We start from the raw sequence: 13,717 nt of genomic DNA on the forward strand, positions 1-13,717 counted from the left end.
ATACATATGGAAAATGCCTTTAAGTTGCTGTATAAAACAATTGAAGAACGAAAGGAAAGCCCACTTCCTGAATCGTATACAAATTATTTATTTTCAAAAGGAGAAGATAAAATTTTAAAGAAAATTGGTGAAGAGTGTGCTGAAGTAATTATCGCATGTAAAAATAATGATAAAGAAGAAGTAGTGAAAGAAATGGTTGATGTATTTTATCACTGTTTCGTTTTATTAGCTGAAAAAAATATCGCATTGGAAGATGTCATGCGAGAGGTGAAAGAACGAAATGGAAAGCTTTCGAGAGTTGGGGATAGAAGGGAAATAGATACATTATAAGGGGGAATGTATATGAAAGTAGATTATCATCTTCACTTAGAAGAAGGACCGTATTCAATAGGATGGCTTGCTAAAATAAATGAAGCGTTGGAATGTTATGAACCGCTTCAAGAAAGGCATTCTATGGATTGGCTTATGAAAACACAAGAGCGTTTGCAAAAACGTGTGAAGGAAGGGCCATTTACAACAGAATGGATAGATCTATATTTAGAAGAAGCTGTGCGAAAAGGAATAAAAGAAGTGGGAATTGTTGATCATCTATATCGTTTTCATGAAGCGAAAGGATATTATGAAAAATATGTAGATATTAGTGATTCTAAGCTCGGTCGTATACAGAAAGAATGGTTAGATCAAGTAAGGATAGTTTCACTGTATGATTTTACAAAGGCAATTGAAGAGGCGAAAGAACGATGGAGTAAAAGAGGTGTCACACTTAAACTTGGAATTGAAGCGGATTATTTTATTGGTTGTGAAGGAGAGTTAAAAGAATTATTAGCGCTAGGAGACTTTGATTATGTAATTGGCTCCGTTCATTTTCTAAATGGCTGGGGATTTGATAATCCAGATACGAAAGAATATTTTGAGGTGCATGACCTACGCGCATTATACGATACGTTTTTTAAAACAGTTGAGAGTGCGATTCGTACCGAGTTATTTGATATTATCGCTCATCTAGATAATATAAAGGTATTTAATTATCGATTGGATGAGAATGAACAGCTTTCTTATTATAAGGAAATTGCCTGTGCGTTAGTAGAAATGAATACGGCAACAGAAATAAATGCAGGATTGTACTATCGTTATCCTGTTCGTGAAATGTGCCCAAGTCCACTATATTTACAAGTATTAGCTAAGTATGGTGTTCCAATTACGATTTCTTCGGATGCCCATTATCCAAATGATTTAGGGAACTATGTACAAGAGAATGTACAAACATTACGAGCGCACGGTGTTACTCAGATTGCAACATTTACGAAGCGAGCAAGAGTAATGAGGTCGCTTGAAGAAGAAGTAACAAATTCAAAATGAAACGCAATTTTTTGATGAAAACCACCCTTTTTGTTCAAAATAAGAAAGAATGAAAAGGAGGGTAAGAAATGGCGAAACAACAAAATAAACAAAATGTACAAGTTGCACAGCAACAAGCTTATACTTCTGAAACGAATGCTGCATCTCAATCGGTTATTGAGGAGCAAATTAGCGATACGGTTGCAGAAGGAACTATTGATGTGAAGCTCGGAAAAGAATCGCAGGAAAAAGCGTAAGAAGAGGGGAGAGTTGCATCTCCTCTTTTTTCATGGAAAAGTGTCGATTTTCAAAACTATAATCAAATTCCTTGGTTTTTATATGTGGATTTCTTACAATGAAATATAAGAGATATCTTATTTTCTATAGAAGAGGTGTTAGTAGTGGCAAAAATATTAGTAGCGGGAAAAATTCCGGAAATTGGATTAGAACTATTAAAAGATCATGATGTAGAAATGTACGATAAAGAGGAGTTAATTTCTATAGATGAATTAACAGAGCTTGTAAAAGATAAAGATGCATTGTTAAGTTTACTTTCGACAAAGGTGCCAAAAGAAGTTATTGATGCAGCGTCTCATTTAAAGATTGTTGCAAACTATGGTGCTGGTTACGACAATATTGATTACACGTATGCGGGTGAAAAAGGAATTGCAGTTACGAATACACCGAAAGTATCAACGGAAGCGACTGCCGAATTAACATTTGCACTTCTTTTAGCAGCGGCGCGTAGAATTCCTGAAGGGGATATGTTATGTCGTACGACTGGATTTAACGGATGGGCACCGTTATTTTTCTTAGGACGAGAAGTCCACGGTAAGACAATCGGAATTATTGGTCTTGGAGAAATCGGGAAGGCTGTTGCAAAACGTGCGAAAGCATTTGGAATGGATGTTTTATATACAGGGCCAAATCGTAAGTTTGAAGCTGAAAGTGAACTGGGAGCAACGTATGTGACGTTGGAAAAATTATTACAAACAGCAGATTTTATTACAATTAACTGTGCTTATAATCCGAAATTACATCATATGATTGATGAAGAGCAGTTTAAAATGATGAAGAAAACAGCGTATATTGTAAATGCTTCACGTGGACCAATTATGAATGAAGCAGCACTTGCTTATGCATTAAAAACGAATGAAATTGAAGGGGCAGCTCTTGATGTGTTTGAATTTGAACCGAAAATTACAGAAGAGCTAAAAGAGTTAAAGAATGTAGTACTTGCTCCACACGTAGGGAATGCAACGTTTGAAACTCGTGATGCGATGGCTGAAATGGCTGTCAGAAATATTTTAGCTGTATTAAACGGCGAAGAGCCAGTAACACCTGTAAATCAAAAGGTATTAGTCACAAAATAAAAAGAAACCTTCCGGACTCGGAAGGTTTTCTTATTTTTCTTTATTCGCTTTTTTAGACGGTCTTTGTCTAATGAATTGAGATAACATGTACAAAATATATAGTGGAATGGCAATGAATAAGAAAACAGAAAAATTGCCAAATCCTGTTTGATACATTGTAATAATGATTCCAACTAAAAATAGTGTAATAATGATGCTATATCGTGGAATTGGTACATCTTTTAAACTTGGGATACGAATGCGGCTCACCATTAAAAATGCGAACGTTACAAATACGGTAATAAGAACGATTTTTGGAATGGTATGTGAAAATAATGTTAAGAAAGCAACAAGCCCTCCCGCTGCTGTAATCGGTACTCCAGTGAAATATTTCATTGAAGTAGAAGATGGTGTTACATTAAATCGTGCTAAACGATATGCTCCGAAAAGAGGGAATAATCCCGCTATGTATAATCCGATGATTCCGTAGTTTGAGAAAGATGTGTAATACATTAAAACAGCAGGTGCTGCACCAAATGTTACGACATCTGCAAGCGAGTCGAGCTCTTTTCCCATTTGTGAATCAACACGTAATAAACGAGCAACACGACCATCAAGACTATCTAACATCATCCCGATAAGTACTAAAATAGCAGCTGATTTATAATATCCTAAAGATGCATAGCCGATTGATAAAAATCCGCTATATAAATTTCCGAGCGTAAATAAGTTTGGAATAGCTGCTCTATACAAAATCTGATCCCTTGCTTTCTGTAATAAATTCTTAATTAGTGTATGAAAGTTTACTTATTTTATCATACCATAAATTTATTCCTCATACGAAAGAAATTACCAATTTGTGAAAGATTTCATAGAAGGATGATTTAAAAATTAAGTGAAAATAAAAAGAGGAAGCAACTTGTATAAAGTTGCTTCCTTTACTATTCAAATTTCGTTGTCATCGTTCCAGTTTTATATTGATTATTAGGATCGAAACGTAATAAATCTCCATAAATTAATTTATCGGAGAGTTTTAATTCTGTTTTTGCTTTTTCAATATACGGCTGACATAGCGTCATATCAGCTTCTTCACCCGTACTTCTTTTGTAGCACATATTTTTTGTATAAACATACTCTTCAGAAACAAAGCTACCATCACGCATTACCATAAGCGGGTCTTTTTCTTTAATAAATAAGTCAGTTCCAAATTCAACGGATTTATTTGTTTTAATACCAAGTAAATGAAGGAGCGTTGGTTTAATATCAATTTGACCAGATACTTTAGAAACAACTTTTCCTTCTTGACCAGGCACATGAATAATAAGAGGAACTCGTTGTAATTGCATAGAATCGAATGGTGTAATAGTATCTTTTCCTAGGAACTGTGCCATAGCTGCGTTATGGTTTTCGGAAATACCATAATGATCACCATAAATGACAATAACGGAATTATCATACAGTCCTTCTTCTTTTAATTGTTTAATAAATAATTTAAGAGCTTCATCTGTGTAACGAACAGTTGGGAAGTAGCGGTTTACAACACCACTTTCTGAGTTGAATTCATCAACATATTGGTCTTCCGGATTTAGAAGAAACGGAAAATGATTTGTTAATGTAATAAATTTTGTATAGAACGGTTGCGGTAAAGATTTTAACTTTGGAATAGATTGTTCAAAGAACTGTTTATCTTTTAATCCCCAACCGACAGACATTTGTTCCGTTCCTGCGTAATCATTTAAATTAAAGTAACGATCATATCCAAGCGCAGGATACATTACATCCCGATTCCAAAACGTTTTATCATTTGAATGGAAGACGGCAGAAGAATATCCGTATTTCTTTAATTGTTCTGGTGTCGCTGTGTATTCGTTTGTTGCATGAGTAAAGAATACAGAACCACGATCTAGCGGATAAAGTGAGTTTTCAACGATAAATTCAGCATCAGAAGTTTTGCCTTGTCCAGTTTGATGATAGAAGTTATCGAAATAGAAACTATCCTTAATAAATTCATTTAAAAATGGGGTAATTTCTTTTCCATTTATTTTTTTATTAATAACAAAGCTTTGTGTAGATTCCATTGAAATTAAAATTACATTTTTACCTTTTGCAGCTCCAAATAAGTTTTTATCAACTTGTTTGTCTTTTGAGTCTGTATAGTTTTTGATTTCAGAAAATCCATCCCCACTTGCAAATACACGCTCAGCTGAAGACTTGGATTGAAGTGTAATATCAAATAGATGATATGTGTATAAACCTAAATTCTTTACGACAGTTTGACGGTCAAATGAGCGCGAGAACATTTGTGGTTTATAAATAACTGATACAACAATTTGTAGTGCTAATAAAGCTGTTACACCGCTAAAGAAAGTTCGCTTCTCTGAGCGGGAAAGTGGTGTTTTGTCGCCAAATGATGGGAATTTACGCGAAATAAACATTAAAATAATTGCATCTGCAAATAAAAGTAATGTTTTGTACGTAAAGAGTTCTTTTATACTTGTCCCTAAATCAGCCATATTGTTTGTTTGGAATAAAACCGGGAAAGTAACGAAATCGTTATAGAACCCATAAAACATTGCGTTTCCAAATAAAATAAATGACAGTATAAAACTGATTCCAATTATAATTCGGTTTCGGTACTTAGATGCAAGTAAAGCTAAGCCGAAAAATAAAAGTAACGCAGCTAGTGGATTAATAAAAAGCATGAATTCTTCAAAGAAATTATCAATTTTAATATCAAATGCTAGCTTGTACACAATATATGTTTTAATCCATAGTAAAACGACTGCAACGAGTGCAAATCGCAGTTTTGGAAACAGATGTTGTAGCATAATATACTCCTCTCCTAAAAAGCATGACAGTTCTTGTGAGTCAGTTTGCTTAACGACTCATTTTATATATACGAACAGTCCTTTGTTATTATGATTATTATACTATGAGTATAGTAGATTAAAGTCAATATCCCTTGATATATCAAGGTTTATCTAGTCTGATTTGCTTGTTTGCAAACATTTTGCAAACGTTGATTATCCAAAGATACTTTTGCCGAAGTTTTCAACGGCTTCTTTTTGCATGTTTGGTAATATGTGTGAATAAATCCTCAAGGTCATCGAAATGTCTGTATGACCTAATCTTTCGCTTATAATTTTGGGATTGACTCCTTGTTTTAATAATAAGGTTGCATGTGTGTGTCTTACATCATGAAACCTTATTTCTTTTACGCCCGCTTTTTTAATAATTTTCTTGAAATGAGATCTAAAAGTACATCTCTTCAAAACTTCTCCCACTTCATTGCAATTAATTAAATCTAAATCGCTATAAGCAGAGCCTAAGCGTAATTTTTCCTTATTCACTTGTGTTCGGTATTTTTTTAGAGCTTCTATAGTTTTTGCTGGAACGGGAATCGTACGCTTGGATGATTTGTTTTTTGCAGTTAATTTAACTTTGTTATCAAAACCAATAGTCTGATTGATTGTAACAGTGCTGTTTTTAAAATCAACATCTTGCCATCGTAAACCAAGAACTTCTCCTAAACGCATCCCTGTAGTAATTGCAATGACATAGCCGATATGGTATCGTGAATCTTGTGAATGAAATAAAAAACTCTTTACTTCTTCCTCTGTCCAGGGCTGGATAGAGGATTTTTCTTTTTTTGGTATTTCAGCAAAGTTAGCTGGGTTTTTTGTAATAACATTTTGTTTTACCGCTAAATTGAGAGCGCTCTTTAAAATTTTATGCATAAGAAGAATGGAGTTGTTACCGATCCCTTTATCTATTGTCGCCTTATAGCATTTTTGAATGTGTATTGCATTTAATTTATGGAGTGAAACCATCCCAATAGTTGGCATAATATACGCATTTATATAGGCTTTATAAGAAATATACGTACCGTTTTCTAAACTCATTTTTTTTACTTCTAACCATTCCAATAAATATTCTTTTAAGGTAAGTTTAGATGGCTCCACAAAAGTTCCTTCATTCAACTCTGTAATCTTCTTCGCTACATCAGCCTGTGCTTCTTTTTTCGTCTTATACCCAGAAAACCACTTCTGTCTTCTTTTTCCTGTCTCTGGATCTGGTCCAATATCAATAATAATGCAATATTTATTTCCTCTTTTTCGAATATGTCCTTTCACTTAAACCACTCCTTCATTTTTTGAATCATGTTGTATAAAGTCTAGTTGTAATTTTGCTGCTATGAAAATTACATAGTTGGACATATCAGCGATGGATACATTTTATCATATATAAACAAATTCGGTTATAGGATATGTTTGTCGGCTCTTGTTGAATAATAGTAAAATATTAATAGAATTAGATAGGAGGGGAAAGGATATGGGAGAATTCACAATGGACCCTGGCACTCATAAAGTTACAGATCCTGGTGGCTTGAAAGCAAGATTAGGACCAGGAACAGGTATATAGTACATAGAAGGAGCCTAACAGCTCTTTTTTTATTACATAAAAAAAGAGAGCATCGGCTCTCTTGATTAAATTGTAAAAGGAAGAGAATTTTACAATTTGAAATTGGAAATGATTTCTTCTACAATCAAATCATAACAATTCGTCAGTCTCTGCTAAGACTTTAGAATAAAACACGAGTTGTTTGCAAAAACGCTCTCGTTTAGGTTCTTTTAACGCCGCATACGTTTGTTGAACTTCTTCGAGAGTGTTACGCAATAATACGTCATTTGTGTTGTTATAACCATTACATAGTAGGTCTAACGATACATTAAAAAAAGAACTGATTTGAAGAAGTGTTTCCATGCTCGGTTCAAACATTGCATTCTCATAATTATTTATCTGATTTCGACTGAGGTTTAGTTGTTGACCGAGTTGTTCTTGTGTTAAATCCCTAGACTTTCTAAGTTTCTTTAAATTTTGACCAAACAATTCTAACGCTTTCATAATTCGAGTATAGTCTTTAAGTATTAAACATACTATAATTGATTGTAAAACAATCAAAATATTGATTTCGATTGTTTTTGTAAATAAAAACAAGCCAAAACCAAGAACTTACGTTCTTGGTTTTGGGTGATTGGTGGTAATATATACATATAGGTTTATGAAATGCAAAATTGCATATGTACCAAAATCTTGATTTATAGCGATAAAAAACTTTCTCAACAATTGTTTGCGGGATATTTTGTCGAATTTTCAAAAAACATGTTAGTATTAAAAATAACTATAATGAACGAAAAAAGACCCATATGAGCGTATTTTCAAGGGAGCTCCTACACACACCTTGAAAATCGTTCCCTAACCCATTTTAGGAAACACTTCGCTACAATACGAGTCACATCTAAGGATAACACAAAAATAAGATATTCCCTTCTCGTATGCAGTTTCCGACTTGAGAAATTTTTAGGGTGGTGTCCTGTGTTCAGGAAAGGGAAGTGTTATTGTGGAAAGGTTGATAAAGAAGTTAGAAGCTGAGAGAGCAAGTAAGGATATCAAAATTAGAGGATTAGCAAGGGTAACAGGCATAGATCGTTGTGTGATTGAAGATGGTTTATCAGGTAAAACAAATGAAATGAAACTAGAAAACTTTATCCCTGTTGCATCTAATGTATATGAAGACTATTCAATTAGAAAAGAAGAGATTAACAAGTTTATTCTTCTTTGTAAAAAGGATTTAAACATTATAAAAGCACTTTGCTATTGTCAAGGCCAAGGTGAATACAAAATTATTTCTCAACTCTTAGAGAAACATAAAGATACTAAGACATTGAAGAAATATCTAAATATTTTCGAATTATATAATCAACGAAATTTAAACCAAAAAACAGGAAGAGAATTAGAAAAAGCACTTGATGAACAAAAATTTTCTAATTTAGCAGACTGTCAGGTACTAGTAAAAATGTTATACGGATTCGCAATGTATGACATTCCTAATTGCCGAGCTATCATTCCTTATTCAGAGAAAGCAAAAGAACAAATACCTTTAATTGAGAATAAATTCATTCGAGAATGCCTTGAAATGCAGTATAAAGAAAGAGATGCGTTTATTCAACTACTATCTGACGAAGTTGAAAAAGCAAGAAAAGTATGTTGGGATATAATCGATTCGAACAACTCGAAGTTAGATTATCCAATAATAAAAGCCTCTGCCTACTGTTGCTTAGGGGAGTCCTACCAGTATGAATGCATGTACACTGCCGAAAAGTACCTTTTAAAATCTATTGAAGTGTTAGAAGAAAATAAAATTAGTAAACAATCTAAAAAATATCGAGCGTTCAAAACCACATTGGCACATGTATATATTGATAATGGATTTAATTTAAATAAAATTGAACACGAATATTTACATATTGGAGAAGAGGCGCATTTTCAATTGAAATTTGGAGATGAAGAGTTAGGTGAAAAATTGTATGTGGAACTGGAAAGAAAGGGGCTTACTCCTCATCAAAAAGCCTCGCGTGCTAAAGTCAAAGGTGATATAATGGGTTTAAAAGAAGCCTTGGTTGATTTTGGAAGAACAGGAAATTTATTCTATGCAAATGGCATAAAAAGAGAACTATTAAAGGACGAGGTGGAACTAAATGCATAACTTATTATTAAGCGTATTATTAACATTAGGAATAGGAACAGGTGCTGCAAGTACTCAAGAGGATGTACAAGTTGCGCAAGCATCTGTAGATCAACCAGTTTTACAATACATGATGTCTGACCCTGGAGGTCACTAAAAATAAGTTGATAACATTAATTTAGTAAATAACTACATATATTCAATTTGAAAGACGTTGCTATTAATTTAGCGACGTCTTTCCTACTTTCTGGGAAAGGCTGGTTTAATGTCTAACGATTAAAAAACCAGCCGCCTAAAATATTCCAATTAAAATAGGGAGGAAATCATTGTGATGAATAAAGGGGTAGAAGTACAGGTTAAACAAATGATACAAGTATTATTGGGGAGTGAAAATGTAGATGCAGATATAGTTTATGTGTTAGAAGAATTGCATAAACGAGGATTGTTGAATGAAATTGAATTACAATCATTTCAAAAAAAACTGCAACTAAAAAAAGGAATAGCATCTTGCTAATCCTTTTTTTCTTTATTTAAGCATTCTCTTGACCGCAACTTCTAATAAATCTTTAAGGCTTTCTACATCATCTTCAGATAATTCTTTTCCGTCCCAATGTAATTTTTGATTATCAAAGAAATCCTTAATATTAGAAGATGTTGCTTTATCTAGCGCTGGATCGTCAGTCTTACATAAAATATAATCAGTTGTTGTATTATGCAAGTCAGCTAATTTACAAATCATTTCCGCATCTGGCTTTCTATAATTAGTTTCGTATCCGCTATAAGTGGAGTCTCCTATTCCTAATTTGGAAGAAATATCTTTCATAGTCCATTTTTGTTTGTTCCTTAAATACTTTAAACGTTCCCCTATGTTCATATATAAAACCTCCCTACAAATAAAGATAACACTTCGCGGAACAAAATCAATATTTTTTTCGCGCTACGCGAATTTATTTTATTCAAAAAAATAAAAAAGATATTTACTTATTCGCGAAACGCGAGTATAATGAAATCAAGCAAACGACAGCGGAGGTAAACATGAAAAGAGAATGGTTAATCAAATTGCGCGAAAATAAAGGTCTTAAGCAATTTGAAGTAGCTAAAAAACTAGATATTTCTTCTAACTATTATTGTGAAATTGAAAAAGGAAAGAAGAATCCTAGATGGAATATAGCTATGCGAATTGCGGAGTTTTTTGGTGTATCTGTAGAGAATTTTTTTTATAATCCAACTCGCGTTTCGAGAGTAAAAAAGGGGACGGAGGCAGAAGGAAATGAATCAATTACAAGTTTTCAACAATAAAGAGTTCGGACAAGTTCGAACGGTGGTACAAGATGAAAATGTTTGGTTTGTAGCAAAAGATGTATCCGACATCTTAGGTTTTAGTGAAGCAAGCGCGATGACAAGAACATTAGATATGGATGAAAAGGGTCTGCAAGATATACAGACCGTTCAAGGGTCGCAAAAACTATCAGTTATCAACGAATCAGGATTGTATTCATCAATCTTACGATCACGTAAACCACAAGCAAAAGCATTTAAAAAGTGGGTAACAAGTGAAGTACTTCCTTCTATTAGAAAATACGGGGTATACATGACACCGAATACAATCAATGCACTACTTCAAGATCCAGACTTAATTATCGGTTTAGCTTCTCAATTAAAGCAGGAACAACAAGCTAGACAGGTTGCTGAACAAAAAAATCTTATGTTAACACAGCAGGTTGCAGAAAACGCATCAAAGATTACATACCTCTAGATCAGATTCTTCAATCGCAAGATACAGTCACAGCCTCACAGATTGCAGCGGATTACGGATTATCAGCTTTTAGATTAAATAAAATCTTAAATGACGAAAAAATACAGTACAAAGTGAACAAACAATGGCTACTTTATTCGAAATATCAAAATAAAGGTTATACAAAATCGCAAACAGTAGATATAATCCACTCCGATGGGAGTAGATCAGTGAAAATGAATACTCGTTGGACGCAAAAAGGAAGATTGTTCATCCATGAAATTCTAACAAGACGGGGGATTATCCCAGAGATGGACAAAAAGATAATTTGAAAGGAGTAGCAAAAATGAGCATTGAGCAAATCATTAAAGAATCAATTCGCGAAGTAGTTCGGGAGGAGATACAAGCAGCATTAGCTGCATTCCAACAACAAGCACAACCAAATAAAGTAATGAGAGTGAAAGAAGCGGCAGCTTATTTAAACATAGCAGTTTGTCGAATGTATGAATTAGCAAATCATCCACAGTTTCCAGTGATTAGAGACGGGCGTAAATTACTTTTTTTGCAAAAAGATTTAGAAGCTTGGCTTGAATCACAAAAGGAGGTGATCTAATGGAAGATACAACATCGTTAGTTATATTCGCAATGTTTATCGGATGCAGTGCTTGGTTAGGATACATCACTTATGAACCAATAAAACAATGGGCTTGGAGTGATGTGAAACAAAATAAAAAGGCCCATGGCAGTGGGTCCTTTGAAAAAAATAAGATGTTATAAGTATATCACGGAAAGTAGGGAAATAGTACATGGATTTAATTGAATATCAAGTGCTATTACCTAATAAGTTCTGGGATTTAGCAAAAAACAAAGATGAATTAAAGAAAATGATCGAAAAGTATTTCAAAATTGGTTATCCACATTATGAAATTCAGCGAATTATCAAAAGTGGACGAGCACATATTGCGGTTTGCATAAGGAGGTAAGGAAAATGTCTGAAGTAAATGTAAAATGGATCAAACTTTCAACTACCATGTTTGAAGATGAAAAAATCCGAATTATTGAGAGTATGCCAGAAGCTGACACATTACTAATAATTTGGGTCAAGCTATTAGCTCAAGCAGGGAAGATAAATGCAAGTGGGTACATCTTTCTAAATGAAAATATACCTTATACGGAAGATATGCTAGCAACTATTTTTAATAGACCATTGAATACAGTTCGGATGGCACTAAGCACATTTCAAAAATTTGGAATGATTCATATCGATGAAAATCATTACATTAATGTTGTTAATTGGGGAAAACATCAGAGTTTAGATAAGTTAGAACAAATGAAAGAACAAGATAGATTGCGCAAACAAAAGCAAAGAGCGAAGCAAAAACAGTTGAAATTGGGTATGTCACAGGACAGTCACGGGACAGGTCACGTTATAGTCACGGACATAGATAAAGATTTAGATAAAGATTTAGATAAAGAAATAAAAGAAGAATATAGTCCTGAAAAATCTCAGGACATCGTTCAATCAATTCCGTATCAAGAGATTGTTGATTATCTCAACATGAAAGCAAAAACCAATTATAAATATACCGCTAAGAAAACACAGGATCTAATCAAAGCAAGATGGAAAGAAGGGTTCAAATTATCTCATTTCCAACAAGTAATTGATACTAAGACTTCACAATGGATCAACAATACAGAAATGTGTGGATACTTGAGGCCAATCACATTATTTGGAAATAAATTCGAAAGTTATTTAAATGAAAAACCAAGTAAGGAATCTCAACAACAATACGGTAATATTCCGGGATTTAAAGGGAAAATGCCATTTTAACGAGGTGAACAGAAATGCAAAAAATGCAGAAATCATTTGAAAAACTTGCAGTATTAGATTTTGCGGATGAATATTGCGAAAATCATACATTCAGCAAAGGCGGGCAAGTAACTGTAAAGCCCGTAAGAATGATGATTGATAAAAATGATGGTTCGATTTATTGCCCAAGATGCAAAGTAGAACAGCAGGATTCAATCCTATTTCAGCAAGCAAACAATTACTACAAGAAGATCAATAGAGAACGACAGAAGAATCTTCTTTTTAAACATAGCGTTATCGAAAATCAGTCAATTACAGAATCAAGGCTAGAATCATATGAAACGGATTGCCGAGAGACTACAGCAAATAAGAAAAAAGCTATAGCGATTTTGGAGCGTATCAAAAAAGGTGAAACCTTAAATGTTTATATTGCAGGGATTCAAGGTGTAGGAAAAAGCCATTTAGCTTATGCAATGTTATATGAACTAGTAAGACATTATTGGACAATCTCTGATGGTGAAGCCCTTAATGATGAATATGCATTTAAGGAAATGAAAAGTTGTTTATTTGTAGAGATAGAAAAATTAATTCGTTTAATACAAGACTCATTTCGGAACAAAGAGTCGAAGTACACGATGGATTACTGTATTAGCTTGATGGTTGAAGCCGATTTTCTAGTTATTGATGATTTAGGGGCTGAAAGTGGTTCTATGAATAGAAACGGAGAAGCAAGCGATTTTGTCCATAAAATACTTTATGGTGTTGCTAATGGAAGACAAGGAGCAAATAAAACAACGATTACTACATCAAATTTAGCAAGCGGACAGCTGTTTCAAAAGTATGATCCGAAACTAGCGAGTAGGTTGTTAAATGGAGTATCAAAAGATGAAACAATCGTGTTTAAAACAACGACAGATAAAAGGATTTTAAATTTAGATATTGGTTTCTAAGGAGGA

At 33.6% G+C, this 13,717-nt stretch carries 18 protein-coding genes and 1 pseudogene; 14 read left to right on the forward strand and 5 right to left on the reverse strand.

Going from position 1 to position 13,717, the window contains the following annotated elements:
• Positions 1–6 precede the first annotated feature (6 nt).
• The 4 genes from hisE to ATL10_RS01165 all read left to right on the forward strand — a co-directional run bounded on the left by hisE (position 7) and on the right by ATL10_RS01165 (position 2,711).
• Positions 7–330: a phosphoribosyl-ATP diphosphatase gene (gene hisE, locus ATL10_RS01150; protein WP_000426355.1), complete on the forward strand. Its 324-nt coding sequence runs from the start codon at positions 7–9 to the stop codon at positions 328–330.
• 12 nt (positions 331–342) lie between these two features.
• Positions 343–1,359, forward strand: coding sequence for a histidinol phosphate phosphatase domain-containing protein (locus ATL10_RS01155; protein ID WP_110496254.1), 1,017 nt, complete (start codon positions 343–345; stop codon positions 1,357–1,359).
• A gap of 68 nt (positions 1,360–1,427) precedes the next feature.
• Positions 1,428–1,595 (forward strand): DUF4025 domain-containing protein, encoded by a 168-nt coding sequence (locus ATL10_RS01160; protein ID WP_001118893.1) that lies wholly within the window; start codon positions 1,428–1,430, stop codon positions 1,593–1,595.
• A gap of 144 nt (positions 1,596–1,739) precedes the next feature.
• Positions 1,740–2,711: an NAD(P)-dependent oxidoreductase gene (locus ATL10_RS01165; RefSeq protein ID WP_110496256.1), complete on the forward strand. Its 972-nt coding sequence runs from the start codon at positions 1,740–1,742 to the stop codon at positions 2,709–2,711.
• A gap of 30 nt (positions 2,712–2,741) precedes the next feature.
• Here the strand turns inward: ATL10_RS01165 and pssA are convergent, their stop codons facing one another.
• From pssA to ATL10_RS01185, 4 genes are all read right to left on the reverse strand, one after another.
• Entirely contained in the window at positions 2,742–3,443 is a 702-nt protein-coding gene (pssA, locus tag ATL10_RS01170) for a CDP-diacylglycerol--serine O-phosphatidyltransferase (protein ID WP_000285417.1), read from the reverse strand.
• 188 nt (positions 3,444–3,631) lie between these two features.
• Positions 3,632–5,518 carry an LTA synthase family protein gene (locus ATL10_RS01175; protein WP_000939088.1) on the reverse strand — a complete coding sequence of 629 codons (1,887 nt, stop codon included), beginning with the start codon at positions 5,516–5,518 and terminating at the stop codon, positions 3,632–3,634.
• A gap of 195 nt (positions 5,519–5,713) precedes the next feature.
• Positions 5,714–6,823 (reverse strand): site-specific integrase, encoded by a 1,110-nt coding sequence (locus ATL10_RS01180; protein WP_110496258.1) that lies wholly within the window; start codon positions 6,821–6,823, stop codon positions 5,714–5,716.
• Between the two features lie 418 nt (positions 6,824–7,241).
• The gene (locus tag ATL10_RS01185; protein WP_110496260.1) at positions 7,242–7,595 is read right to left on the reverse strand and encodes a helix-turn-helix domain-containing protein; all 354 of its coding nucleotides are present in this window, start codon (positions 7,593–7,595) and stop codon (positions 7,242–7,244) included.
• Positions 7,596–8,091: 496 nt separating this feature from the next.
• On the opposite strand from ATL10_RS01185, the gene ATL10_RS01190 reads away from it, so the two are divergent.
• The 3 genes from ATL10_RS01190 (at position 8,092) to ATL10_RS01195 (ending at position 9,730) form a co-directional block, all read left to right on the forward strand.
• The gene (locus tag ATL10_RS01190) at positions 8,092–9,237 is read left to right on the forward strand and encodes an AimR family lysis-lysogeny pheromone receptor (RefSeq protein ID WP_110496262.1); all 1,146 of its coding nucleotides are present in this window, start codon (positions 8,092–8,094) and stop codon (positions 9,235–9,237) included.
• Positions 9,230–9,373 carry a hypothetical protein gene (locus ATL10_RS31040; RefSeq protein ID WP_176549445.1) on the forward strand — a complete coding sequence of 48 codons (144 nt, stop codon included), beginning with the start codon at positions 9,230–9,232 and terminating at the stop codon, positions 9,371–9,373. The genes ATL10_RS01190 and ATL10_RS31040 overlap by 8 nt, the downstream gene beginning before the upstream one ends.
• Positions 9,374–9,547: 174 nt before the next feature.
• Positions 9,548–9,730 (forward strand): hypothetical protein, encoded by a 183-nt coding sequence (locus tag ATL10_RS01195; RefSeq protein WP_110496474.1) that lies wholly within the window; start codon positions 9,548–9,550, stop codon positions 9,728–9,730.
• A gap of 12 nt (positions 9,731–9,742) precedes the next feature.
• On the opposite strand, the gene ATL10_RS01200 is transcribed toward ATL10_RS01195, so the two are convergent.
• Positions 9,743–10,090 (reverse strand): helix-turn-helix domain-containing protein, encoded by a 348-nt coding sequence (locus tag ATL10_RS01200; protein ID WP_110496264.1) that lies wholly within the window; start codon positions 10,088–10,090, stop codon positions 9,743–9,745.
• A gap of 161 nt (positions 10,091–10,251) precedes the next feature.
• Between ATL10_RS01200 and ATL10_RS01205 the strand changes: the two genes are divergently transcribed.
• From ATL10_RS01205 to ATL10_RS01235, 7 genes and pseudogenes are all read left to right on the forward strand, one after another.
• Positions 10,252–10,515, forward strand: coding sequence for a helix-turn-helix transcriptional regulator (locus ATL10_RS01205; RefSeq protein ID WP_110496266.1), 264 nt, complete (start codon positions 10,252–10,254; stop codon positions 10,513–10,515).
• Positions 10,487–11,283, forward strand: a pseudogene (locus ATL10_RS01210) (phage antirepressor KilAC domain-containing protein). The gene ATL10_RS01205 and the pseudogene ATL10_RS01210 overlap by 29 nt, the downstream one beginning before the upstream one ends.
• A 14-nt stretch (positions 11,284–11,297) precedes the next feature.
• Positions 11,298–11,564 (forward strand): helix-turn-helix domain-containing protein, encoded by a 267-nt coding sequence (locus tag ATL10_RS01215; protein WP_098782717.1) that lies wholly within the window; start codon positions 11,298–11,300, stop codon positions 11,562–11,564.
• Positions 11,564–11,728, forward strand: a complete 165-nt coding sequence (locus ATL10_RS31045) for a hypothetical protein (RefSeq protein ID WP_110496268.1) — start codon at positions 11,564–11,566, stop codon at positions 11,726–11,728. Before ATL10_RS01215 ends, ATL10_RS31045 begins: the two co-directional genes overlap by 1 nt.
• 29 nt (positions 11,729–11,757) lie before the next feature.
• The gene (locus tag ATL10_RS31050) at positions 11,758–11,934 is read left to right on the forward strand and encodes a hypothetical protein (protein ID WP_110496270.1); all 177 of its coding nucleotides are present in this window, start codon (positions 11,758–11,760) and stop codon (positions 11,932–11,934) included.
• Between the two features lie 5 nt (positions 11,935–11,939).
• Positions 11,940–12,782 carry a phage replisome organizer N-terminal domain-containing protein gene (locus ATL10_RS01230; protein ID WP_110496272.1) on the forward strand — a complete coding sequence of 281 codons (843 nt, stop codon included), beginning with the start codon at positions 11,940–11,942 and terminating at the stop codon, positions 12,780–12,782.
• Between the two features lie 14 nt (positions 12,783–12,796).
• Entirely contained in the window at positions 12,797–13,711 is a 915-nt protein-coding gene (locus ATL10_RS01235; protein ID WP_110496274.1) for an AAA family ATPase, read from the forward strand.
• Positions 13,712–13,717 lie beyond the last annotated feature (6 nt).

Source organism: Bacillus sp. 196mf (genome assembly GCF_003217275.1).
GTDB lineage: Bacteria > Bacillota > Bacilli > Bacillales > Bacillaceae_G > Bacillus_A > Bacillus_A thuringiensis_S.